The 23,060-nt window shown below is 64.2% G+C and carries 21 protein-coding genes and 1 tRNA gene; 14 read left to right on the top strand and 8 right to left on the bottom strand.

The genetic code is table 11. The features are described from left to right. Positions 1-35: 35 nt before the first annotated feature. The 5 genes from CN97_RS02195 to CN97_RS02175 form a co-directional block, all read right to left on the bottom strand. Positions 36-524, bottom strand: a complete 489-nt coding sequence (locus CN97_RS02195; protein WP_035706346.1) for an SspB family protein — start codon at positions 522-524, stop codon at positions 36-38. Between the two features lie 104 nt (positions 525-628). Next, positions 629-2,836, bottom strand: a complete 2,208-nt coding sequence (locus tag CN97_RS02190; protein WP_035706342.1) for an aldehyde dehydrogenase family protein — start codon at positions 2,834-2,836, stop codon at positions 629-631. Positions 2,837-2,848: 12 nt separating this feature from the next. Continuing rightward, positions 2,849-3,859 carry a deoxyribose-phosphate aldolase gene (gene deoC / locus CN97_RS02185; protein ID WP_084683944.1) on the bottom strand — a complete coding sequence of 337 codons (1,011 nt, stop codon included), beginning with the start codon at positions 3,857-3,859 and terminating at the stop codon, positions 2,849-2,851. A gap of 26 nt (positions 3,860-3,885) precedes the next feature. Beyond that, positions 3,886-4,668, bottom strand: a complete 783-nt coding sequence (locus CN97_RS02180; protein ID WP_035706339.1) for an HpcH/HpaI aldolase family protein — start codon at positions 4,666-4,668, stop codon at positions 3,886-3,888. A gap of 54 nt (positions 4,669-4,722) precedes the next feature. After that, positions 4,723-5,646: a LysR family transcriptional regulator gene (locus tag CN97_RS02175; protein WP_051910902.1), complete on the bottom strand. Its 924-nt coding sequence runs from the start codon at positions 5,644-5,646 to the stop codon at positions 4,723-4,725. Positions 5,647-5,846: 200 nt separating this feature from the next. Here CN97_RS02175 and CN97_RS02170 point away from each other — a divergent pair, with 200 nt between their 5' ends. From CN97_RS02170 to CN97_RS02105, 14 genes are all read left to right on the top strand, one after another. Then, a complete protein-coding gene (locus tag CN97_RS02170) occupies positions 5,847-6,656 on the top strand; it encodes an ABC transporter ATP-binding protein (RefSeq protein ID WP_051910901.1) in 810 nt (269 codons plus the stop codon). Next, positions 6,646-8,616 carry an AMP-dependent synthetase/ligase gene (locus CN97_RS02165; protein ID WP_051910900.1) on the top strand — a complete coding sequence of 657 codons (1,971 nt, stop codon included), beginning with the start codon at positions 6,646-6,648 and terminating at the stop codon, positions 8,614-8,616. Before CN97_RS02170 ends, CN97_RS02165 begins: the two co-directional genes overlap by 11 nt. After that, positions 8,616-9,494 carry a branched-chain amino acid ABC transporter permease gene (locus CN97_RS02160; RefSeq protein WP_035706336.1) on the top strand — a complete coding sequence of 293 codons (879 nt, stop codon included), beginning with the start codon at positions 8,616-8,618 and terminating at the stop codon, positions 9,492-9,494. Before CN97_RS02165 ends, CN97_RS02160 begins: the two co-directional genes overlap by 1 nt. Position 9,495: 1 nt before the next feature. Next, complete coding sequence (locus CN97_RS02155) at positions 9,496-10,569, top strand: branched-chain amino acid ABC transporter permease (protein WP_035706333.1); 1,074 nt, start codon at positions 9,496-9,498, stop codon at positions 10,567-10,569. Positions 10,570-10,598: 29 nt separating this feature from the next. After that, positions 10,599-11,855 (top strand): ABC transporter substrate-binding protein, encoded by a 1,257-nt coding sequence (locus tag CN97_RS02150; RefSeq protein WP_211253653.1) that lies wholly within the window; start codon positions 10,599-10,601, stop codon positions 11,853-11,855. Positions 11,856-11,858: 3 nt separating this feature from the next. Continuing rightward, positions 11,859-12,647, top strand: coding sequence for an ABC transporter ATP-binding protein (locus CN97_RS02145; RefSeq protein WP_035706330.1), 789 nt, complete (start codon positions 11,859-11,861; stop codon positions 12,645-12,647). 11 nt (positions 12,648-12,658) lie between these two features. Then, a complete protein-coding gene (locus CN97_RS02140; RefSeq protein ID WP_035706327.1) occupies positions 12,659-13,873 on the top strand; it encodes a phenylacetate--CoA ligase family protein in 1,215 nt (404 codons plus the stop codon). A 78-nt stretch (positions 13,874-13,951) separates the two neighbouring features. Then, a tRNA-Gly gene (locus CN97_RS02135) sits at positions 13,952-14,026 on the top strand. Positions 14,027-14,534: 508 nt separating this feature from the next. Continuing rightward, positions 14,535-15,119 (top strand): S-(hydroxymethyl)glutathione synthase, encoded by a 585-nt coding sequence (gene gfa, locus CN97_RS02130; RefSeq protein ID WP_035706325.1) that lies wholly within the window; start codon positions 14,535-14,537, stop codon positions 15,117-15,119. An 87-nt stretch (positions 15,120-15,206) separates the two neighbouring features. Further along, positions 15,207-16,334: a zinc-binding dehydrogenase gene (locus CN97_RS02125; protein WP_035706322.1), complete on the top strand. Its 1,128-nt coding sequence runs from the start codon at positions 15,207-15,209 to the stop codon at positions 16,332-16,334. Positions 16,335-16,504: 170 nt separating this feature from the next. Beyond that, positions 16,505-16,906 (top strand): c-type cytochrome, encoded by a 402-nt coding sequence (locus CN97_RS02120; RefSeq protein ID WP_035706320.1) that lies wholly within the window; start codon positions 16,505-16,507, stop codon positions 16,904-16,906. A 100-nt stretch (positions 16,907-17,006) separates the two neighbouring features. Then, entirely contained in the window at positions 17,007-17,810 is an 804-nt protein-coding gene (locus CN97_RS02115) for a M55 family metallopeptidase (protein WP_035706319.1), read from the top strand. 112 nt (positions 17,811-17,922) lie between these two features. Next, the gene (locus CN97_RS02110; RefSeq protein WP_035706317.1) at positions 17,923-19,605 is read left to right on the top strand and encodes a Na/Pi cotransporter family protein; all 1,683 of its coding nucleotides are present in this window, start codon (positions 17,923-17,925) and stop codon (positions 19,603-19,605) included. 67 nt (positions 19,606-19,672) lie between these two features. Continuing rightward, entirely contained in the window at positions 19,673-20,644 is a 972-nt protein-coding gene (locus CN97_RS02105) for a collagen-binding domain-containing protein (protein WP_084683967.1), read from the top strand. Positions 20,645-21,141: 497 nt separating this feature from the next. Here CN97_RS02105 and CN97_RS02100 read toward each other — a convergent pair whose 3' ends face one another. The 3 genes from CN97_RS02100 to ccmI are packed head-to-tail and all read right to left on the bottom strand — an operon-like array spanning position 21,142 to position 23,041. Next, a complete protein-coding gene (locus CN97_RS02100) occupies positions 21,142-21,345 on the bottom strand; it encodes a DUF1289 domain-containing protein (protein WP_035706312.1) in 204 nt (67 codons plus the stop codon). Beyond that, positions 21,335-21,823, bottom strand: coding sequence for a Holliday junction resolvase RuvX (gene ruvX / locus CN97_RS02095; RefSeq protein WP_035706309.1), 489 nt, complete (start codon positions 21,821-21,823; stop codon positions 21,335-21,337). Before ruvX ends, CN97_RS02100 begins: the two co-directional genes overlap by 11 nt. Positions 21,824-21,829: 6 nt before the next feature. After that, complete coding sequence (ccmI, locus tag CN97_RS02090) at positions 21,830-23,041, bottom strand: c-type cytochrome biogenesis protein CcmI (protein ID WP_035706306.1); 1,212 nt, start codon at positions 23,039-23,041, stop codon at positions 21,830-21,832. Positions 23,042-23,060 lie beyond the last annotated feature (19 nt).

Below are 23,060 nucleotides of genomic sequence, written 5' to 3'. Positions count from 1 at the left end.
TCCGGGCGATCCCCGCGACGGGATCGCCGGCCGGGTTACTGCTTGCGGAATTTGTCCAGACTGACGACCTCTCCCGAGCCGCCATTGGAGTTGCCGCCCGACCCGTCCGGGTCGGTGTCGTCATCCCCCATGCCATGCTCTTCAAGATCATCCAGTTCTTCGTCATCCGATACCTGGCTTTCGAATCGCAGGCCGAATTCCACCGACGGATCGACGAAGGTCAGCAGCGCATCGAAAGGTATGTAGAGCCGCTCCGGCTGATCCCCGAAGTTCAGAGTGATGCCGAACCCATCCTCATCGACCTCCAGATCTTCGTACCAGTGCTGGATGACGACGGTGATCTCCTCCGGATAGCGCGCGCGGAGCCAGTCTGCCAGCTCTGCGTCCGGATGGGTGGTATCGAAGCTGATGAAGAAGTGATGCTCTCCGGGAAGACCTTCGTCCGCGACCTGCTGAAGCACCTGACGGATCAGGCCCCGCATCTGTTCGTGCATGAGGCGACCGTAGTCTATCGTGTCGTGCATCCGTTCTTTTCTCCCTTGCCCGATGGGGCGGCGGTCGAAGCAGACAATAGGCGTTTTGGACCGGAAGAAAAGGGTTCGCGGCAGAATAGCCGCCCCAAGATGGATCAGGGGCGGGTGGGAAGGCTGATGCGCCTCTCGCACTGAGCCGCATGGAGGAGCCACTCCCCCGCCATTTCCCTGCTGGTCCAGTCGATGCGACCGCCATCGCGCGCGAGCACCGGCTTCAAGGAAAGAGCCGCCGTTTCCTCCGCCATCGCCGCCAGTTCAGGCGTAGCGAAGCACCAGACCGCATCCACAGCGTCGTGGCCGGCGAGAGGGCGAAGCAGCGCGTCCCGGTCACCGCTGACGACGCTGAGCGTACCCGGAGGCAGTCCCGCCGCCGACAAAAGCAGCGCCAGCTCGATCGCCGGTTGAGGATCGCGGGGCGAGGGCAGCATGACCACGCGGTTGCCGCGGACAAGCAGCGGCAGCAGAAGCGAGAGGGGAGCCATCAAGGGCGCGTCTGCGGGGCAGGCAAGAGCGACAACGCCGAAAGGGTCCGGCTGGCTCAGTGTCAGCCGATCCGGTCCGATCAGGCTCTCGCCTGAGCCGATGGACAGGACGGCCTTCCGGAACCGGTCGATCGCTGGTCCGAGCGCCTCGCGCGCGGTGGTGCCTGCAATGCGCCCCGCCTCGCGGGAGAACCGCTCCGCTCCGGCATGGAGGATGCGGGCGCGCTCCACTGGTAGTAGTCGGCTCCAGGCGGAGGCCTTTCGTGCGCTGTCCACGGCGGCGGCGATGTCTTTGGCGGAGCCAAGCGCCGCCATTCCGGTTGCTGCCAGATAGCCTTCACCGCCGGCAGGCGATTGGCGCACGCCCCCGATGACCAGCCGAGCATCGCCGTTGACAGGGATCGCCCGAGGCGGATCCAAGGGCCGTTCCGGGCGCCCCCGGGCGGGAAGCTCCTGCCGCGACCAGTCTGCCAGCGACCAGCCGCCGAAGCCGCTGTCGGCACGCGGTTCTGCGCTGGCTTCGACCGGCCCGTTGACGACCACGCTTCCCGAGCGGAGTTGGGCCGCGAGTTGCAGTGCCCTTCCGCCGCTTCCGCTCCAGACAGATACCGGTGCGGCGAAGCGGCTGTTGTTTGCGAGCGCCACCGCCTCTTCCACCGAACGGAAGGTCGTCGTGATGGCGACCGGGCCAGGGATCGTCGCGTCCCAGAGGGCGGAGGCAGGCGAGACCGCCCGGATCAGTTCCGGCGCAACTCCGCCCTCTGCTGCGCGGCCACGGACGATCTCCAGGCCCTCCGCAGAGGCGGTGGAAAGGAGTTTCGCGAGCTGCGCTGTCGCAGCAGAGCGGAGCGCGCCGAGATCATTGCCGCGGACCAAGGGCTCGCCTGTGCGGAGCCGCTCGAACCTGCGCAGCAGCAGCGTCTCGAACCGCGCGGCAGTCTCTGCCGCAACCAGCACCCGGGCTCCGTGCCTGCCGAAACCTGCAACGATCGCTTCGATTGCGGCGTCGGGATCCGCATCTCCAAAGACGATAAATACCGGGGTTCCGCCCAAACGAAGCGCCAGCGATTTGCGCAGGCCAGCCGTCTCCCTGCGCAGGGAGCGGCCCGCCTCTTCGCTGCCGAAGAGCACGATCCGCGCCGGGATTTCGCTTTGCGCCAGAGCCGCGCCCAATGCAGCCCCGCCGCTCACCACGTTCAGCAGACCGCGCGGAAGGCCACCCTCCTCCGCGACGGCGGCCAGGGCGAGGGCGGTCAGCGGGGTCTTAGGTGCCGGTTTCAGCACGAGCGCATTTCCCGCAGCCAGCCCCGCCGAGAGGTCATGGGCAATGTCGCCAATCCCGGTATCAGCGGAGAGGAGCATCACCCCCACCCCCAACGGTGCAGCGGGCGTGGCCGTTGCCGCCGCGCGGAGCCTGCGGGGAAGCGCCGCCATATCCTCCTGTACGCGGATGATGGGCCGACCGGTCTCCAGCACGGAAAGGAGGGTCAGCAGGGCGCGATTCTCCTCCACCCTGCGGGCGAAAGACAAAAGGTGTTCCGTCCGCTCCCAGGGAGCAAGCGCGGCCCAGCGTTTCCCCGCACGTCGGGCAACCCGCAGCGCCCGCAGACCTTCCTCCACGGTCGTTTCGGTCGCATGAGCGATCATCGCTCCGTCGAGCGCGGTGATGACCGGGAGGTCTGCACCCGGCGGGGTAAACCTGCCATCGACAAAAGCGCCGAGCCGATGTCCATGGCTCGCGAGCCAGCGGCGGACCGGGGTCACATCTTCCGCCGCAGGGCTGTAATCCAGATCGGTCATCAGATCGGTAAGGCCGGTCATCCTGCTTCCCCCTCAGGCGATGCCCTGACGCCAGTCGGCTGTGCCCCGACCCGTCACATATTGTTCAAGCTGACGCTCGACCCCCGACAGGAGGGAGGAGGCGCCGATGCGGAAAAGATGCGGTTCCAGCCAGCCGCGGCCCAGTTCTTCCCGCATCAGGATCTGCCAGTCGATGGCGTCTTCCGCACTTCTCAGCCCGCCAGCCGGCTTGAAGCCGACGGCGTGTCCCGTCGCATCGCGGTAATCGCGGATCGCGCGCATCATCACCAGGCTGACCGGCAGCGTGGCGTTCACGGCTTCCTTGCCGGTCGATGTCTTGATGAAATCTGCTCCCGCCTGCATCGCCACCATGGAAGCCTGATAGACGCGGGAGAGATCGCCCAGCTCGCCGGTCGCAAGGATCGCCTTCAGATGGGCCGCGCCGCAGGCCTCCCGCATCGCGGCGATCTCATCATGGAGTGCGTCCCACGCACCCTTCAGCGCCCATTCCCGCGTGATGACGATGTCTATTTCCGCGGCACCCTCGGCTACGGCGTAGCGGATCTCCTCCAGCCGCAGACGAAGCGGCATCAGACCGGCCGGAAAGCCTGTCGCGACCGAGGCCACCGGAATGCCCGAACCGTGCAGGGCGCGGACGGCGTGGGGCACCATCGTCGGATAAACGCAGACCGCGCCCGTGGTGAGCGTTCCGACCTCCAGCGCATCGCGGATCGCAGGGGCGAGTGGCCGCCGCGCCTTGTCGCAAAGCCGGGCGACACGCTCCGCCGTATCGTCGCCGGCAAGGGTGGTGAGGTCCATGCAGCGGATGGCATTCAGCAGCCACGCTACCCTGTTCCGTCCAGAAACCGCGCGACTGCGGGCGATACGCGGCGCATCCCGCTCTGCGGCGGCAGTGTCCACCGTCCGCTCATCGAAAAGCTCAGGGGTGAGAGGGGTGCCGGGATTTCGGGGCGGCGCTGGCAGAAACGCAGCCAGGCGGGCAGGCAGCCCCGCGCCATGCCGTGCGATACGCTCCTGGTCCATGACCGCTCCTCTCTCCCGCTGCTTCGTCAGCGGGCGATCTTCTGCCTCAGCCCGTCCACTGCACCTGCAAAGGCACTTGCGAGGGTGAAGGTGTCATAGCCGACAGAGACCACCTGATAGCCTTCTGCGATAAGCTCCGCTGCGCGTTCCGCCCGGCCGCCGAAAGCGCAGGCGAGCTTGCCCCGCGCCCGCGTCCGCCGTGCGATTTCCCGCATCGCCTCCCGCACCGCCGTTCCTTCCGGCTCGATAGTCCCGTTGGACAGCGCAATCGAAAGGTCGGCCGGGCCGACAAGGATGCCGTCAACACCGGGGACGGACAGGATATCGTCTAGTGCTGCCAAGGCTTCGCGCGTCTCGCACATGGCAATGGCGGCGGTCGAAGCGTTGGCCCCGGCGAAGTAATCGCCGGGGGTCATGCGATGGGCCTGAAGCGCCCGCCCTGGTCCCCAGCTTCTGCGGCCGAGTGGAGGATACTTGATTTCTGCAGCAAAGGCTGCGGCATCCCCGGCCGAGTTGATCATGGGAGCCACAATCCCGGCGGCGCCCAGATCGAGCGCCCGCGCCGCCATTGCCCAGTCTCGCACCGGAACCCTTACCAGGGCGGGCGTCTGTGCAAGCGTCGCCTCGGTGATGCTGTCGCGCATGCTGGCGATATCATGCTGGCCGTGTTGAAGGTCGATCAGTACCGCGTCATAACCCGAACGCGCCATCAGACCCACCACAGCAGGAGCCGCAATCTCCGACCAGCCCAGAAGGACAGCCCCCCGTTCTTCGGCAAGGAGGGGGAGGGAAGGGAGGGTCTGTGTCATTGCTTGCGCCTTCGTTGCTTCGGCTAAAGGCGTAGCGCGGGCATTGTCGTGGGTTCAAGCGGAAGTTCTGCCCGCTGATGCTCCCTCCTGTTCGGCCATCACCTCCGACATGGTGTCGATCAGCGCGCGCCCGAGGGGCCCGGGACGGTGCTCGACCGGCCAGGCTGCGACGATGGTGCGGGCCGGATGGAACTGTGCATCCGCACAGGTCAGCCGTCGGATGCGGCCCGAGCGGACCTCGTCTTCGAAGGTGCCGGAGGCCGCGAAACACCAGCCGAGGCCCAAAAGCACGATCTGCCGGATCTGTTCGACATCGTTCACTGTCCACACATCGGTGGAAAAGACCCGACCCACCCGTTCCATGTCGATTTCCGGCGCGCCGACATAATAGATCTGGCGCTCCCGGTCGAAGGCGCGGGCGGCGAGCGGCAAGGGAAGCGCCGCGAGCGGATGTGTCATCGCGCAGACGGGCGACAACGTCTCTATGGCGAAAGAGCGCGCTTCCATGTCGAGCGGAATGGCCGCGGCAAGGGAGAAGGCCATGTCGAACCGCCCCCCGCGAAGGTCGTCCCACAACGTGGCCAGCGATGAGTTGAAGAACTGAAAGGTCGCGCGGGGATGCAGATCGGCGAACCGGCCCAGCGCTTGTGTCAGCCGCGCACGGGGGAAAAGCACATCGACCGCCACCCTGATGCGCGTCTCCAGACCCTGTTCCAGAGAGGCGGCGTGCGAGGTAAACCGCCGTGCCCGCTCCACCACCGATTTCGCCTCCGCAAAAAGCGCGCGGCCCTGTTCAGTCAGCGTTGCGGGACGCCTGGCGCGCTCGATCAAGGGAAAGCCGCATTGCGTCTCCAGCTGAACGATCGAGTAGTTGATGGAGGACACAGGCCGTCGCAAGGCGCGGCCCGCCGCCGACTGGCTGCCTGTTTCTATCACGGCGATGAAAGCGGTCAGATGGTCCACCAGATTGGGATGCACTTTCGGATATCCTGAAAGATATTTACGATTATTTCCTTATTACCAGAAATCAGAATCATGCTAACCTCCTAATCGCCGGAAATTGCCTCAAGGCATGCCGGACCTGTTTTGGGAGGAACGGGAATGCGGGAGGATCGTCGGGCCGCGCTCTATGCGCAGCCGTCGTTGAATCATTTCACATTGCTGAACGGACCGTTCGCGTGACGGGAACGGCTTCATCCGCCGTTCTGACTGGAGAAGCGGTTCTGGTCTGCGACAACGTGAGCCGCCGCTTTGGCGGGGTGAAGGCGCTGACGGATGTCTCCGTCGCCGTTCGGCAGGGGGAAATCTTCGGGCTGGTCGGACCGAACGGCTCGGGCAAGACGACCCTCGTCAATGCCATCACCGGGTTCTATCCGCCGCAGGAGGGCAGGATCGCCCTTGAAGGCAGGCAGATAAACGGCCTGAAACCCTATCGTATTGCGGCTATGGGCGTAGCGCGGACCTTTCAGAATGTCGCCCTGTTCCATGGAATGAGCGTGCTCGACAACATCCTGATGGGCCGCCACATCTACATGAGGCCCAATCCGCTGGCCTCGTTCTTCTATCCGTGGTGGGCGCGCAAGGAAGAGGTCGCGCATCGCCGCAAGGTGGAGGAGGTCATCGACCTGCTGCAACTCGAAAGCGCGCGGGACGAGCATGTGGATGTCATCCCGCTTGGCCTTCAGAAGCGGGTAGAACTGGCGCGCGCGCTCTGCGCGGAGCCGCGGCTTCTGGTCTTGGACGAGCCCATGGCGGGCATGAACCAGGAGGAGAAGGAATACATGGTCCGGTTCATCCTTGACGCGCAGGAAGCGCTGGGCCTGACGGTTCTCATCATCGAGCACCATATGGACGTGATTACCGCGATCTGCGACCGGGTGCTGGTGCTGTCCAACGGCACCGAGATCGCCCAGGGACCGGCGCGGGAAGCGATCGCCGACCCGAAGGTGGTTGAGGCTTATATCGGAAAGGGACGCCATGCAGCTTGAGCCTGTCCGCGCCGCGTCCCCCTCCACCCCCGAAGCGCTGCATCCCGACTGGGTCGCCGACGACCACCTGATGAGCCTGCTGGCGCGGAATGCGCGCGATCATGGATCTGATGTGGCTTTGCGCGAGCGGGACCACGGCATCTGGCAGGAATACAGCTGGAAGGATTACCACGATGCCGTGCTTGCCTTCGCCGCCGGGCTGGAGGCGGAGGGTGTCGGGCAGGGCGACATCGTTCTGGTGATCGGGGACAATCGGCCGAACCTGTATTTCGGCATGCTGGGGGCTGTGGCGCTCCGTGCGATCCCATCGCCCGCCTATGCGGATGCTCCGGCGGAAGAACTGGCGCAGCAGATGAAACGCGAGGGCGTCCATGTCGCCATCGCGGAGGATCAGGAGCAGGTGGACAAGCTGCTCACCGCCCGCGAGACCCATCCCGGTCTCCGGCTCATCATCTATGACGATCCGCGGGGGCTGAAAGGCAAGGAGGCGCCGGGTGTCGTCGCCTTCAGCGAGATTTCCGAGCGGGGCCGGGCACGGCTCGCGGCGGAGCCGGGGCTGGCGGAGGATCTTCTCTCGCGGCCCTCCGTGCATGATGTGGCGATCCTTTTGCACTCCTCCGGCACCACAGGCGCGCCGAAAGGTATCCCCCTGAAGCATGGGCATGTGCTGGCCGGTGTGCGGAACGCTGCGGCAGCGGGTTATTTTCAGCAGGGAGAGGTCCATATGGCCTATCTCCCGATGGCCTGGGTGGGGGACTTCATATTTTCCGTGGGCGCGGCCATGGCGCTCCGCTTCACCGTGCACGTGCCGGAGGGGCAGGAAACCGCGCTGCACGACCTGAGGGAGATCGCGCCCACGCTCTACTTTGCAGCGCCGCGCGCCTGGTCGGCCATGCTGACGCGCATTCAGGTGGGCGTGGCGGAGACCACGGGTGTCAAGCGGCGGCTCCATGATGCCTTCATGCCCTTTGCGGTGGAGCTGGAGCGCAAGCGACTTTCCGGCCATGTGCCCACCACGACGGAGCGGCTGCGCCGTGCGATGGGGGAGGTGCTGATCTACGGCCCGATCCGCGATCATCTCGGCCTGAGCCGGGTGAAGCGGGCCTACACGGCGGGGGAGGCGATCGGGGAGGACGTGTTCCTCTACTTCCGCGCGCTCGGCCTGAACCTGCGGCAGTTTTATGGCCAGACGGAGAACTGCGCGCTCGCGGTCGCCCAGAAGCCGGAGGATATATCGCTCACCACCGTAGGGCGGCCTTTCCCCGGCGTGGAGATGCGGATCGCGCAGGACGGGGAGATCCTGCTCCGGGGCGACAACATCTTCGACGGCTATTTTCAGAATGACAAATCCACCGCCGAGACGCTCCGCGACGGCTGGTTGCACACGGGCGATGCCGGGCAGGTGGAGGAGGACGGCCAGTTGATCGTGCTGGGCCGGGTGTCGGAGGTCATGCACACTGCCGGCGGCACACGCTACATCCCGACCTATATCGAAAACCGGCTGAAATTCTCGCCGTTCATCAAGGATGCCTGCGTGATCGGCGCGGGGCGGGACTTTCTCTCGGCAATCATCTGCATCGATTTCGCGGCCGTGGGTCAATGGGCGCAGGAAAACCGTGTGGCCTATACGTCCTACGCCGAATTGTCGCAGAGACCGGAAATCTATGGATTGATCGGCGACGTCGTGGCCCAGGTGAATTCCGCAATGCCGGCGAACCTGAACGTCAGCCGTTTCGTCAATCTCCACAAGGAATTCGACCCCGACGACGGGGAGGTGACCCGCACCCGCAAGCTCCGCCGCAACCTGATCGACGAGCGCTATGCCGCGATCATCGACGCGATCTATGCCGGGCAGGACAGCGTCGATTACCGTGCGCAGATCACTTACGAGAACGGGCAGACCGGGATCATCGAGCGCCGCCTGTCTATCCGCGACGTCAAGGGCGGGGAGGGACGCTGATGGCCTATTTCTTGGAACTGGTGATCAACGGCGCGCTGACCGGCTTGATGTACAGCCTTGTCGCACTGGGCTTCGTGCTGATCTACAAATCCGCAGGCGTGCCGAACCTCGCGCAGGGCGCTTTGGTGATGACGGCGGGTTATGCGGTCTGGCTCCTGCTGTCCTTCGGTCTGCCGATGTGGGTGGCGGTGATCGGTGCCGCGCTGGCCATGTTCGCGCTGGGCTTGGTGGTGGAGCGGTTGCTGCTACGCCGCATGGTGGGTCAGCCGATCATTATGATCGTGATGCTCACGTTAGGGCTGGACATTCTGCTTCGCGGACTGGTTCCCGGTATCCTGGGCGCCACGCCGAAGCCGATCGACCTCGGCATCGGGTTTGCGCCGGTGATCGTGGGGGATGTGTTCATCAACCGCACCTACCTCATCGGCGGAGCGATCGGGGTGATCATGGTGGGGGCAGCGTTGCTGTTCTTTCGCACACGGCTCGGCACGAAGCTCCGCGCGGTGTCGGACGACCACATCTCTTCCTGGGCGGTTGGCATCTCCGTCGAACGCGCCATCGGTATCTCCTGGGGGCTGGCGGGGGTGACCGCAGTTGTCGCGGGGACGCTCTGGGGCTCCGCGCAGGGCGTGGACTGGACGCTTTCCACCCTGCTGTTCCCCGCGGTCGCGGTGGTGATCCTGGGCGGCCTCGACTCCATCGTCGGCGTGCTGGTGGGCGGCATCCTCGTCGGTGTGCTGGGGGCGGTGATCCCCGGCTATCTCGACAGTATCGTCGGCGGGGGCACGCGGGATGTCGTGACGTCGCTCATCATTCTCCTGACCATCATGATCCGCCCCTACGGTATCTTCGGGCGCGAGGACATCGAGAGGATCTGACATGTATTACCGTCTCTCCGGCGTCCATCACAGCCGCTACGAAAGTGCCCGCGCGCTCTGGCCCGTGCCTGCGGACAGGACCATCGTCATCCTTCTGCTGCTATTGGCGCTGGCGGCACCACTGTATCTGTCGGACCTGTACCTTGGCTCCTATATGCTGCCCTGGGTGATCTGGAGCGCGGCGGCACTCTCGCTCACGCTGTTGATGGGGCTGGCAGGGCAACTGCACTTCGGCTTTGCGGCGGTCATGGCGATCGGGGCCTATGCGGCGATCCACATCGTTCGGGCCGGAGTTCCGTTCGAGATCGCGCTGCTGGCCGCAGGGATTGTCGCCGCCGTGATCGGCACGGTGTTCGGGGCGGCAGCGCTGCGGGTGAAGGGGCTTTACCTCGTCATGGCGACGCTCGCGATGCAGTATCTGGTGGACTGGGTGATCGTGAACGTGCCCGCCATTTCCGGCGGCGCTCATGCCACGCTCCGCACGCCGGAGGTCCGCTTCCTGTTCATGCCCATCGAAAGCCTCGCCTCCCGCTACTGGCTTGCGCTCGGCTGGGTGGTCCTGATGACCCTGTTCTTCCTCAACGTGAAACGGACGAGCTTCGGGCGTGCATTGGTGGCGATCCGCGACAAGGATTTCGCGGCGGCCGTCATCGGAGTCGATCCCTTCCGCTACAAGCTGATGGCGTTCTTCACCTCCTCCTTCATGGGCGGGGTGACCGGGGCCATTCTGGCCTTCTGCTATTATCGCGCCGTGACCCCGGAACAGTTCGGCTTCAACGTTTCCATCCAGCTCGTCGCGATGGTGCTGGTCGGAGGTCTCGGCTCTGTCATCGGGTCGTATCTGGGGGCGGGTTTCGTGCTGCTTGCGCCCATCGTGCTGACGAATGCCATCGCCGCTCTGGCAGGGGCGGGGTGGGTTCCGGTCAGCCAGAACTTCATCTCGCATCTGCCGCTCATGATCTATGGCGCGATGATTATCGGATTTCTGCTGTTCGAGCCGCTGGGGCTGGCAAAGATCTACGACAACATCCGCAAGTATTTCCTGGTCTGGCCATTCCGCCACGCCAGGAGCTGACGAGTTGACCGGAAGGAGGAGCCGGGAAAATGGGAGGAAACATGGGACTGAAATGGATGCGCAGCGGCGCTATGACCGCCGTGGTTCTCGCGGGTCTGGCCATTGGCGGGCCGGCGCGGGCGGATGACGTGAAGATCGGCCTGCTTCAGGATTTCACCGCCGTCTACACCTTTGTCACCGGCCAGTACAATCAGGGGCAGCGCGATTACCTGACGCTGGTGAACGAGGAAGGCGGTCTCGACGGCACCAGGTTCGAGGCCATCATTCGCGATACCGGCAACCAGCCGCAAAGGGGCATCGAAGCCTACAACCGTGCGCGGGACGAAGGCGCGATCCTCTTCGATTTCCTGTCCACCCCGGTTTCCGCCGCGATGATCGACAGCGTGAACAAGGACAAGGTAGTGCTGATCACTCCGGTCCACGGCCGGGGCGATGCATCGGAAGGAACGGTCTTTCCCTACGTGTTCCCGATGATGGCAACCTACTGGTCCCAGGCGGCGAACCTTGTCGAGTACATGAAGTCGAACGGCGGGCTTGAGGGCAAGAAGATCGCTATCGTGCATATCGACAGCCCCTTCGGACGAGAGCCGTTGCCGATCCTGAACGATCTGGCCGAGAAGGAGAAGTTCGAGTTCAAGGCCTTCCCCTATGCCAGCCCGGGCAACGAACAGTCCGCCGCATGGTCTGAGGTGCGGCGCTACCGCCCGGATTACGTGATGATCTGGGGCGCCGGCGGGGGGCAGGCGGTCTCCGTCCGTACGGCGATCCAGAACGGCATCGATCCCAACAGCATCTATTCCGTCATCTGGCTGGCGGAGACGGATGCCGCCAATGTGGGCGCGGCTCAGATGAAGGGCGTCAAGCGGTTCGAGGCGACGGCTTCCGGCATGGACAACCCCATCCTGGAGCGCATTCAGGCCAAGGTGATCGATGCGGGCCACGGCGCGGGCGAGAAAGCCAACGTCGGCACCAGCTATTACAACCTCGGTGTCGCCACGATGGCTGTGGCGGTGGAGGCGGCGCGGCTGGCACTTGCCGATGGTGGTGGCCCGCTGACGGGTGAGAAGCTGAAAGCCGGGTTCGAGAAGATCGCCGATTTCGATGCCGAGGGGCTGATGCCGCCGATCACCATTACGGCGACCGATCATCAGGGCGGCGGTGCAGGCCGGGTTTCCGAATGGGACGGTTCCGCCTGGGTGCCGGTGTCCGACTGGCACGCCGCCTATCAGGATGTCGTGCGGGCGGAGATCGAGAGTTCGGCTGCCAAATACAAGGCGGGGAACTGATCCATGCCGGGGCTCGTCCTCGAGAATGTCGAGGTGATCTATGACAAGGTGTTCCTCGCCATCAAGGGCGTGTCCCTGGAAGTCGGGGAGGGCGAGGTGGTCGCCCTTCTCGGCTCCAACGGCGCGGGGAAGTCGACCACGCTGAAGGCAATCTCCGGCCTGCTCGGGCCGGAGCGCGGACTTGTCACACGCGGTACGATCCGCTTCGGGGAGCGGGATCTGCTGAAGATGGGGCCGCCAGAACGGGTGGCCGACGGCCTGGTGCATGTGCTGGAAGGGCGGCGAATCTTCGGCCATCTCACGCCGGACGAAAACCTGATCGCCGCCTATCGCGGCGGCAATTCCGCCCGTTACAACGAACTCCGCGAACAGGTCTACGAATATTTCCCCCGCCTGAAGGAGCGTATTCGGTCGAAGGCCGGATATCTTTCGGGCGGGGAGCAGCAGATGCTCGCCATTGGGCGCGCGCTCATGACGGAGCCGAAGCTCGTCATGCTGGATGAGCCTTCGCTCGGCCTCTCGCCGCTTCTGGTACAGGAGATCTTCGCCATCATCCGCAAGATCAATGAAGAGCAAGGGCTCTCCGTGCTGCTGGTGGAACAGAACGCGGCCGCGACGCTGGATGTGGTAGGTCGGGCCTATCTCATAGAGAACGGTCAGGTGGTGATGTCGGGTGCAGCGGAAGTGCTGAAAAGCAACCCGGACGTGCAGGACTTCTACCTCGGCGGGGCGGGCAAGGTCGATTATCGCAACGTGAAGCACTATCGCCGGCGCAAACGCTGGTTGGCTTGAAGGAGAGCGCCATGGGCGAACCCTACGACCAGGCGGAAACCCTGGACCCTTTCGCACGCGACAAGGTTCTGTTCACACGGCTGAATGCGGCGCTGGCCCGCGCGCGGGCGGAGCAGCCCTATTGGGCGGATCGCCTGAAGGACAGCCCCGAGCGGGTGGATGACTGGGCCGGTTTGTCAGCCCTCCCGGTTCTTCGGAAGTCCGACCTTTCTGCGATGCAGAAGGCCGCTCCCCCGTTTGGCGGTCTCACCGCAACCGAGCGGGGGCAGCTTCGGCGGCTTTTCATCTCTCCCGGTCCGATCTTCGACCCTGAGGGCAAGGGGCCGGACTGGTGGGGTGCCGCGCGGGCACTTCACGCGGCGGGGCTGCGGCAGGGCGACGTGGTGCTCAACACCTTCTCCTATCACCTGACACCCGCCGCCTTCATGTTCGAAAGCGGCGCCGAGGCGATCGGCTGCGCGGTGATCCCGACCGGCCCCGGCAACACCGCGGATCAACTCATCGCCATCGAGCAATTCCAGCCGAGCGGCTATGTGGGAACCCCGGATTTCCTCAAGATCATTCTCGACAAGGGAGCAGAGCAGGGGACCGATACGAGTTCGCTTCGCCTGGCGCTCGTCTCCGGCGCGGCGCTGCCCGAATCCCTTCGGCTGGAGCTTGCGGGGCGGGGCGTACAGGTGCGCCAATGTTACGGAACCGCCGACTTGGGGATCGTCGCCTATGAGGGCGATGGGCCGGGCATGGTGGTGAACGAAGGGGTGCTGCTGGAGATCGTGCGCCCCGGCACGGGAGAGCCTGTGCCGGACGGAGAGGTGGGCGAAGTGGTGGTGACCAGACTTTCCCCCGACTATCCGCTCTTCCGCTTTGCCACCGGTGATTTGTCTGCGATCCTGAGCGGTCCATCGGATGATGGCAGGACCAACCGGCGGATCCGTGGCTGGCTCGGTCGCGCGGATCAGGCGACAAAGGTGAAGGGCATGTTCGTCCGGCCGGAGCAGGTGGCTGCCGTCGCCCGCTCCGTGGCAGGAACAGGCAAGGTGCGGCTCGTGGTCAAACGGGAAGGCGAGCAGGACAGGATGGAATTGTGGGCAGAACATGCCGCCGCCGCCGCCGCTGATCCCTTGGGAGCGAAGCTCGCCGAAGTGACCAAGCTGAAGGGCGTGGTGCGCATCGTCCCCCCAGGAACGCTGCCGAATGACGGCAAGGTCATCGCTGATGAGAGGTGACGCGAACACCGCTTCCGGGGCCTAGGCCAGCCATCGCCCCTTGCGCAGCAAGGGGAGAGAATGTTACACGATCCGCGCGCGGGTGTAGTTCAGAGGTAGAACGTCAGCTTCCCAAGCTGAATGTCGTGGGTTCGATTCCCATCGCCCGCTCCAATTCATTGGAAATGCTTGGTATATCAAGACGCGGCGGCGCATTGCTCCTGCCGAGGGCCGCGCCGGTCTCACCCCTCAAGTGTGTTACAGGTTCTGGCCTCCTTAATTGCCAGCGGGTGCGGCAAATCACTGGTGGCGCCGAGGCGGTGCGAGCGAGATGATCCTGCTTTCCGATGTCCGTGCGGCGATATCGCCGTTTCCAGTGTCGCAAGGCGTCCACCGGGGTGAATGACAGCCGAGGGATCAGGCGGCATCATCTTCGCCATCCGCAAGCCACGGCCTGTGGTGGCGCGATGTTCCGGCAAGCGATGGGTCTCACAAGGCAATCTGCAACCGCCACCTCAATGCCCGGTGCTGAAAGAGGAAGTTTCCCTTCTGCCGGTTGCCCAGAGAAGGGTGTAACCGCTTCTCCACCCTTTTGCTGAATTGTTTCGCATGCGCCCTCTGCGCAGAGTCCCTGCGTGCTCGGTTGAGGCTTGCTGGCCGCCGAAGCAAGGGAGGGTATTCCATGGCTTACGAGAATGTAGAGATTCATCCGGCGGTGGATCGAGGCGTTCACCCTGGGAAAGCGGATTTTGCAGGCGGAACGCTGAAATGCCACTGCGCCACCAACCCTGTCGAGGTGAAGGTTTCGCATCAGACGGCGCATAACCATGTCTGCGGCTGCACAAAATGCTGGAAGCCGGACGGCGCGACCTTCGCTCAGATTGCGGTGGTCCCGCGGGAGCATGTGCAAGTAACGAAGAACGCGGACAAGCTGAAAATCGTCAATGAGCAGGCGCCCATCCAGCGTCATGCTTGCAAGGATTGCGGCGTGCATATGTACGGGCGGATCGAGTCGACCGATCATCCCTTCCACGGCCTGGACTTTGTTCATACCGAACTGTCCGCAGAGGAGGGCTGGGCCGCACCCGAATTCGCCGCCTTCGTCTCTTCGGTGATCGAATCCGGCGTCTCTCCCACCCGGATGGACGGTATCCGGGGCCGCCTGCGCGAACTGAAACTGGAGCCCTATGACTGCCTCTCGCCGCCGCTTATGGACGCGATCGCGACCGTTGTGGCCAAGAAAAGCGGGGTTCTTGCTGCCGCCTGATGACGGGTTTCAGGGCGTCGGCGCGGACATGTGCGCCGACGCCCCGCTGCGGGGCCTGCATTCCGGGCAGGCGAGATGGAGATTTCGATGCGCACGCGTGCTGCCGTCGCCCTGGAAGCCGGTAAGCCGCTTGAGGTGATGGACGTGAACCTCGAAGGCCCGACGACAGGTGAGGTTCTGGTGGAGATCAAGGCTAGCGGCGTCTCCCATAGCGACGAGTTCACCATATCAGCGGCTGATTCCGAGGGTCTCTTTCCGGTCATTCTCGGGCACGAGGGTGCCGGTGTCGTGCTGGAGGTCGGGCAAGGGGTGACGACGCTGAAACCGGGCGATCACGTCATTCCGCTCTATACGCCCGAATGCCGGCGATGTTCCTGTAGTCTCAGCCGGAAGGCGAACATCCAGAGGGCGATCCGCGTCACGCAAGAGCAAAAGGTGATGCCGGATAGGACGACCCGGTTCACCATGCGCAATGGGACGCCAATCCTGCACTGCATGGGCTGCTCGACCTTCGCCAACCATACTGTCCTGCCGGAGATGGCGCTGGCCAAGGTTCGTCAGGACGCGCCGTTTGAAAAAATCTGCCAGATCGGCTGCGTCACCACGGGAGTGGGTGCGGTGATCAATACGGCGAAAGTGGAGATCGGCTCCAAGGCGGTGGTGTTCGGGTTGGGAGGGATCGGCCTGAACGTCATTCAGGGGCTGAAGCTTGCGGGGGCCGAGATGATCATAGGCGTTGACCCCGACGACGACAGGCAACGCTGGGGAGAGCGCTTCGGTATGACGCATTTCGTCAATCCGCTGAACATCGAAGGCTCCCTGGTCCAGCATATCGTCAAGATGACCAAGACCCAGTTCGATCAGATTGGCGGGGCGGACTACTCCTTCGACTGTACCGGCGATGCCAAGGTGATGCGGGACGCACTCGAATGTACCCATCGGGGCTGGGGGGTGTGCGTCGTGACCGGCGTGGCTCCCGCCGGGGCGGAGACGCAGGCCCGTTCGTTTCAGCTGGTCGCCGGCAGAATGTGGAAAGGCTCCACCTTTGGAAGCACGCGGGGCCGCACAGATGTGCCGCGGATCGTCGAGTTGTACATGGAAGGCAGGATTCAGCTTGACCCGATGATCACCCATTACCTGACCCTTGACGAGATCAATGCCGGGTTCGATCTGATGAGGGCAGGTAAGTCTATACGTCCGGTCGTCCTCTATTGAGGTGTCTGGTGGGAGGCTCGGTCGAGAATGCAAAGATCGCTCCGGCGGTGGATTGGACCACTCCCGTTCCGCAGGCGGGTCGGCTATGGAGAAGCGGATGTGCTCTGGCAGGATTACCCGTCAGAACGCAGGCGCGAACTCGCCAAACTCTGGCTAATGGAGGAGAAGCCATGTTTCGTCTGACCAAATCCGTTCCCGCGTCGCTCGCCGCTGTTGTGCTCGCGGTGGGCACACTGCCCGCGCTTGCCGAGGGTGACCCCGCGAAGGGCGAAAAATCCTTTCGCAAATGCGCGATCTGCCACGCGGTAGAGGCGGGCGCGCCGAACAAGGCCGGCCCGAACCTTCATGACATTGTCGGGCGGAAGACCGCCTCGCTTGAGGGATTTACCTATTCCGATGCGATGAAGAAGCTGGGTGAAGAGGGCCACGTCTGGACGCCGGAGGAGATCGACCATTTCATCGCCGACCCAAAGGCAATGGTGGCGGGCACCAAGATGGCCTTCGCGGGCGTCAAGAAGCCCGAAGAGCGTGCGGATATCGTCGCCTATCTGCAGAGCCTCAGCGCCAACTGAGAGGGCCCACCGACCAGACCTCTTGACGCGCCTCATTCGGCATGGCTTCCCCTTGCGGCGGGGCCTCCGGATGACGGCGGCGCGGAACGGGAGAGGACGCATGAAGGTTTTCATCAGCGCGGACATGGAAGGCACCGCGGGGATCACCGCGTGGGACGAACTGGAACGCGCTCATCCCGACTATCGCCAGTTCCAGCACTACATGACAGCGGAGGTCGCTGCTGCCTGCGAAGGCGCGCGCGCCGCAGGAGCGACCGAGATCGTGGTGAAGGATGCGCATGAAAGCGCGCGCAACCTGATCCTCGACCAGCTGCCCGAGGGTATCCGCGTCATCAGGGGATGGAGCGGTCACCCCGACTCGATGATGTTCGGCATCGACAGCAGTTTCGATGCCGCGATCTACACCGGCTATCATGCGAAAGCGGGGAGCGACACGAACCCGCTGGCGCATACGATGAACGCACGCATCGGGCGTCTGCTCATCAACGGTGAGGTTGCGTCCGAATTCACGATGAACAGTCTTTGCGCCGCGCGTTATGGCGTTCCATCGGCCTTTCTGTCGGGAGATGCCGGCATCTGCTCCGATGCAGCGGGTCTGGTGCCCGGCATTGCGACGCTGACGACCGGGCAGGGCTACGGCAACGCGACGGTTTCACTCACCCCTGCGGAAGCGGTACGTCGTATCCGGGCGGGCGTGGAAAAGGTTCTTCGCGGTGATTTTCGTGCCGCCCTGCCTGCTCTCGCCGCGGATTATGAGATGGTCATCGAATTCTCCACCGCCGGCGATGCCTATCGCGGCAGCTGGTACCCCGGGGTTGAGCAGACGGGACCGCGCAGTATCCGTTTCATCGCGAAGGATTTTTTCGAAATACAGCGTGCGTTCCGCTTCGTCGGTAGTGCGTGATAGGGCTGAAGTGTCGTAAAACTGTTACAATCCTTGCAAGCTCCATGGAATGCTGCAACTCTGAGGGTCTGACACGGACCGTTGCAGGCCCGCTGACCGGGAGGCTTGCGCCATGGTGCCAACGTCTGATCCAACTGTTCAGCTCATCGACCTGATCGGCGCGGCGGCACTTCTGCTGCTTGGACTGCGCCTCATCAAGGTTGGTGTGCTTCGTGCCTTCGGAGCAACCTTGCGGCAGTGGATCGCGCGCGGCACACGCAACCGCGTGGCGGCCGCGTTCTGGGGGTTCCTTGCCACGCTGGGCCTGCAGTCCAGCACGGCGACGGCGGCCATGACGGGTTCCTTCGTCGCACGTGACATTCTGGACCCGCGGATGGCACAGGCGGTGATGCTGGGAGCAAATCTGGGCACTGCTGTCGTCGCGCTGATCCTCTCCCGCGATATTCACTGGCTGGGCAGTGCGCTGATCGCCGTGGGCGTAGTGCTTTCCACCCCTTCGCGCATCAGCAGGGTGCAGGCCATGGGCAGGAGCTTGCTCGGCCTTGGACTGATGCTGCTCGCACTCCGGCTGCTGGGAGAGGTGACGGAACCACTTCGCCATTCCGCGACCCTCACGGTCGTCATGGCATCGCTCGACGATGCTCCGGTCTTCGCGGTGCTGCTGGCTGCCGGGCTTGCCGTTCTGGGGTCGTCCAGCCTCGCGGTGGTATTTCTCGTCATGGCGCTGGCGGAGGCCGGAGCGATTTCACCATCGCTGGTTGTCTGTCTCGTGGCTGGTGCCAATCTCGGTGGTGCAATTCCCGCCTATCTGGCCGTCGCAGGCGACGGCGTAGCAGCGCGGCGCCTGGCATTGTCCAACCTGCTGGTTCGCGCCGCCGGAGCGGCAGCCGCCACGCTTTTTGCGGATGACATTGCCGCCTTGCTGGAGCCGCACCTGTCACAGGGAATGCTGGCGGTCGGTCTGCATGTGCTTTTCAATCTTACGTTGCTGCTCGTGTTTCTGCCGCTCATTGCTCCGATGGGGCGGTTGGCGGAACGGCTTCTCCCTGAGGGTGCAGGGACGGAGGGAGCGCCCAGCTATCTCGATGACAGTCTGCTCGCCACCCCGGGTCTGGCGCTTGCCGTCGCAGCCCGCGAAGCGCTGAGCCTCGGCGATCTGGTCGGTCAGATGCTCGACCGCTCCGAACAATCCCTCCGCACGGGCGACGAGATGGCGGTACAGGAGGTCGCGCGCCTCGAGCGGGAGGTGGACCGCCTGCATGAAGCGATCAAGCTCTATGTCTCCCGACTGGGTCAGCAGGAGATGGATGCAGCGGACAGCCATCGGGCGAGCGAGATCATTTCCTATGCCATCAATCTCGAACATGTGGGCGATATTGTCGAAAGCGGGTTGGCGGAGATCGCGGCCAAGCGCATCCGAAAGCGGCTGACACTCTCACCCGAAGGGCTCGACGAGCTTTCGCGCTTCTTTGCCCATACGCGAGAGAACTTGCGGCTCGCACAGGCGATCTTCCTGTCGCGAGACGCGGACCTTGCGCGCCAACTCATCAATGGCAAGGTGATGGCGCGCAAGATCGAGGCAGGCTCGGCTGAGCGCCATCTTGCGCGGCTTCGTGCGGGGCGTGTCGAAACGATCGAAACGAGCACGATCCACCTTGACCTGCTGCGTGATCTGAAGCGCGTGAATGCGCATCTTGCCTCTGTCGCTTATCCTATCCTGGAGGAAATCGGCGCCCTTGGGGAAAGCCGTTTGACACCGGTGAGCACGGCGACCGCATCGGTTAACCAATTGTAAACTTTTATAATTATATAAAACTGGTGATCCGCTATACCGGCGCATAGAGTCGGTAAAGGGTTTCATCATGTCAAGGATTTGCAGATTAACGGCGCTGGCGGTGCTGGTCTCCAGCCCGGTCGCCGCCGCGCCGTTGAACTTTCAGGACATCCTGCAGCAGTTCAATCTCGTCGTGCTTGGCGACGCGACCAACAGCAGTGAGGTCGAGGGGCGGACCTACGTTGGCGGCAATCTGAGCGGAACATCGAACTACTGGATCGGCGGTTCCCGTGCCCCGCAGGCCCCGTCGGACCATGCGGCGCTGACTGTGCGGGGAACGCTGACCGGCACCGTGCAGGTAAACAACGGTGGCAACGTCGTGGTCGGTGGCAATGCCTCGGGCATCAATCTGAACGGAGGCGGCACGGCCCGCATCGGGGGTGTCGCCACGCAGGTTCAAGGGGGTGCGGTCACATCGGGTGCTTCGGCAGCCCCGGGCTTCTCCGACCTGTTCCCGGCATTCATGGAACAGACGGTGGTCGACGCTTCGCTGTCTTTTGGCGCGCTTGGCGGCGATGCAGTCACCATCACCGGAAACACGGCGTATCTCGGCAGCGGCCTGGCGGGTCTGACCCTGTATGAAATGACGCTGGCTCAGGTATCTGCATTGGGACAGGTGGATTTCTCCCGGCTGGGCGTGGGGGAAAGCATCCTGATCAATGTGACGGGGACAGGGACCGGAAGTTTCCTCGCCAATCCGCTTGGTGGAACAGGGGCGGCTGAGCATGTGCTGTGGAATTTCACAGGCGCGACAGACCTGACCCTTCAGGGGATCGTGGGCTCCGTGCTGGCGCCCCTGACCCATGTCATCGTCACGAACCCGGTGGAAGGAACGCTGATCGCGGGCAGGGCGACGCTCAACAGCGAAATTCATCTGAGACCGGCGCAGGGAAGCTATCTCCCGCCAGATCCACCCGCGCCGGTACCGTTGCCCGCCGCACTCCCGCTACTGCTTGCGGGTATCGGCGCGATTTCCCTGACGGCAAGGCGGCGGCACTGACAACCATTCCGAGAGCGCTTATGGGGCTAGCTCCCGCCGGATGTATCGGCCATTCCGGCGGGCGACCCCCGCTCAGCAGTGATCTCATTGCGCCGGTGGTAGCAAGATTGATGGATCAGGCGCTAGATCGCCTCCCATCCACAGAATCGCTTGGGGCCCTCAGGCAGTGACTGAGTGAGTCCGGTTTCCGACAAGTCTGCTTGAATTCCGCGGTCGTCATCATCGAATGACGTGTTTCACGAGTATATGCCAAAGAGGCTTGCAGTTGCCACGAACGCCCCGAGGAAGGTTTACACACCGATCCGCTTGGTCGCGTTCAGCGTCCGGCGATTTCGACGGGAAGCTTCAAGTCGGCGTGAATTTGTTCGGTGGTGGTTATGCAGCTGCATCCCGTCGCGGCCGGCTTTATTGCCGTTCGATCAGGACCGATGACAGCGTAAATCCCACTGCGTGAGGTCGTCGTTGCGCGGTGGTGAGGAGGCAGCGCGGTGATCCGCTTAAGCGGAGCGACGGCCCCGGCGGCTGACCCGTCCAGCGCGGGAGGGGAGGTCTGCCATGATCTCCGCCCGTTCCTCGGCGCTCATGCGGGTCCACATGCCGATCTCCATCGTGGTGCGGAAGCATCCGGTGCAGATCCGCTCCTTCGGGTCGATCTGGCAGACCTTGACGCAGGGTGTTTCGATCCCCCGTTCAATCCGCATCCTTCCGCTCCTCCTTCATGTAGCGCATCCGGTCCAGCGCACCCTGAAGGATATAGGCAGCGGCGACGTTGTCGATAAGCTCCCCCCGCCGCTTACGTGACGTATCGGCCTCCAGGAGGGCCCGCTCCGCTGCGACGGTGGATAGACGCTCGTCCCAGAAGCCGATGGGCAGGTCCGTCAGGCGGGAAAGATTGCGGGCGAAGGCACGGGTGGATTGGGCGCGCGGGCCTTCGCTGCCGTCCATGTTCTTTGGCAGGCCAAGCAGGAAACCACCCAGCGAACGCCCCTTGGCGATGTCCAGCAGTCGAGCCGCGTCCGCGCTGAACTTCGACCGGCGGACCGTTTCAAGCGGCGTGGCGACACCCATCAGGATGTCGGATACCGCGACCCCGATGGTCTTCTCGCCGAGATCCAGCCCGGCGATGCCGCGCACCGGAGCGAGGGCAGCGGCAAAATCCGCAATGTCGTCGTAGACCATGGCGCCTCACAATTCGGTTACGCCCGCCTTTTCGGCCGCATCGCGGATGGGGGCAAGGGCGGAGTCGCGCCCTGCGAACACTTCCTGCGCTTCCGCCCAGACAGCGGCGGCTTTCTCGACTTCCCCGAGTACGCCGAGCGAGAAAATCAGCCGTGCCCAATCTTCCGGCGGCCCACCCTCGCGGGAGAGGCGGTCCGACAGACGGTCGACCATGCCGCGCACCATCGCGTCGCGATCCTGCGGCGTCATGTCGTCCCCCGCCGATATGTCTGCCGCGGAGGGCCCCGCGATAGGGGGCGCCGCTTCCGGGGGAAGAGTGTAGTCGACGCCGGCAAGCAGGGCGAGGCGCGGCAAGTCCTGCCGGATCGCCGGTATCCACGGACTGCCCGGAGGGCTGGTTTCCAGCAGATCGGCCCACAGGCGGAAAGCGAGGTCCGGACGTCCGGTCTGCGCCAGCAACAGCCCGCTGTAGAAACGCGCCTCGGCATTCTGTGGATCGCGGCGCAAGGTTTCCGTCAGCGCGGCTTCCGCTTCCGACGACACACCGCCGCCAGCAGCGAGGATCAGATAGTCGGCGAGATCGACATAGTCGGTTGCCGCCGCATCATTCCCTTTGAGAGCGACAACCTGCGACTGCGCGACGGCGGCGGCAGAAAACCGGCCGAGAGCAGCTTCGTTTTTCGCCAGAAGCTGCTGCCCGCGCAGATCATCGGGGTTGGCGTGAACGGCGGCGCGGAGTTTCTCCATCAGATCGAGAAAGGCCGCATCCTGCGCGCCGTCGAGAGTGAGCGGCGGGGCGGCGGCCTCCATCTGGGCCTGTGTCGGACGGTTCGCCTTCAACTCCGCCGCTGCAGCATAGCGGGAGGCAAGCGGCATATCGGGATAGTCCGGCGCACCGAGCTTCAGATAAAGCCCGAAGCCAGCCGCGAGGAGCAGGATCACCGCCAGTCCGGCAACCACCGGCGCGCCGCGCCCGGCGGGGAGTTCCTTTGCACGGTCCGCCTCCAGCAGCCGCCGTGAGATCTCCGTGCGCAGCCGCCCCGCTTCCGCCGCGGGCAGCGTGCCACGTTCGAGGTCACGCCCCACCTCGCGCAGTTGATCGCGATAGACGCGGACATTGGCGTGCTCCGTATCTTCCTCCCGGCGGGAGCGGAGGGAAAGCAGCAGAACGACCGCTATGGCCAGCGTGAGGGTCGCCGCGGCGATCCAGAAAGGCATGGCTCCTCCGATCTCATGA

The organism is Haematobacter massiliensis (genome assembly GCF_000740795.1).
Classification (GTDB): Bacteria; Pseudomonadota; Alphaproteobacteria; order Rhodobacterales; family Rhodobacteraceae; genus Haematobacter; species Haematobacter massiliensis.
This window is presented reverse-complemented; position numbering and strand designations above follow the sequence as displayed.

Excerpts from the sequence above, each read along its gene's own strand:
- CN97_RS02195 (WP_035706346.1), bottom strand. The coding sequence starts at position 524 with ATGCACGACACGATAGACTACGGTCGCCTCATGCACGAACAGATGCGG.
- CN97_RS02105 (WP_084683967.1), top strand. The coding sequence starts at position 19,673 with ATGTCAAGGATTTGCAGATTAACGGCGCTGGCGGTGCTGGTCTCCAGC.
- ruvX (WP_035706309.1), bottom strand. The coding sequence starts at position 21,823 with ATGGTCTACGACGACATTGCGGATTTTGCCGCTGCCCTCGCTCCGGTG.
- ccmI (WP_035706306.1), bottom strand. The coding sequence starts at position 23,041 with ATGCCTTTCTGGATCGCCGCGGCGACCCTCACGCTGGCCATAGCGGTC.
- CN97_RS02100 (WP_035706312.1), bottom strand. The coding sequence starts at position 21,345 with ATGCGGATTGAACGGGGGATCGAAACACCCTGCGTCAAGGTCTGCCAG.
- CN97_RS02140 (WP_035706327.1), top strand. The coding sequence starts at position 12,659 with ATGGGCGAACCCTACGACCAGGCGGAAACCCTGGACCCTTTCGCACGC.
- CN97_RS02120 (WP_035706320.1), top strand. The coding sequence starts at position 16,505 with ATGTTTCGTCTGACCAAATCCGTTCCCGCGTCGCTCGCCGCTGTTGTG.
- CN97_RS02110 (WP_035706317.1), top strand. The coding sequence starts at position 17,923 with ATGGTGCCAACGTCTGATCCAACTGTTCAGCTCATCGACCTGATCGGC.
- CN97_RS02180 (WP_035706339.1), bottom strand. The coding sequence starts at position 4,668 with ATGACACAGACCCTCCCTTCCCTCCCCCTCCTTGCCGAAGAACGGGGG.
- deoC (WP_084683944.1), bottom strand. The coding sequence starts at position 3,859 with ATGGACCAGGAGCGTATCGCACGGCATGGCGCGGGGCTGCCTGCCCGC.
- CN97_RS02150 (WP_211253653.1), top strand. The coding sequence starts at position 10,599 with ATGGGAGGAAACATGGGACTGAAATGGATGCGCAGCGGCGCTATGACC.
- CN97_RS02125 (WP_035706322.1), top strand. The coding sequence starts at position 15,207 with ATGCGCACGCGTGCTGCCGTCGCCCTGGAAGCCGGTAAGCCGCTTGAG.
- gfa (WP_035706325.1), top strand. The coding sequence starts at position 14,535 with ATGGCTTACGAGAATGTAGAGATTCATCCGGCGGTGGATCGAGGCGTT.
- CN97_RS02155 (WP_035706333.1), top strand. The coding sequence starts at position 9,496 with ATGTATTACCGTCTCTCCGGCGTCCATCACAGCCGCTACGAAAGTGCC.
- CN97_RS02165 (WP_051910900.1), top strand. The coding sequence starts at position 6,646 with ATGCAGCTTGAGCCTGTCCGCGCCGCGTCCCCCTCCACCCCCGAAGCG.
- CN97_RS02145 (WP_035706330.1), top strand. The coding sequence starts at position 11,859 with ATGCCGGGGCTCGTCCTCGAGAATGTCGAGGTGATCTATGACAAGGTG.
- CN97_RS02190 (WP_035706342.1), bottom strand. The coding sequence starts at position 2,836 with ATGACCGGCCTTACCGATCTGATGACCGATCTGGATTACAGCCCTGCG.
- CN97_RS02115 (WP_035706319.1), top strand. The coding sequence starts at position 17,007 with ATGAAGGTTTTCATCAGCGCGGACATGGAAGGCACCGCGGGGATCACC.
- CN97_RS02160 (WP_035706336.1), top strand. The coding sequence starts at position 8,616 with ATGGCCTATTTCTTGGAACTGGTGATCAACGGCGCGCTGACCGGCTTG.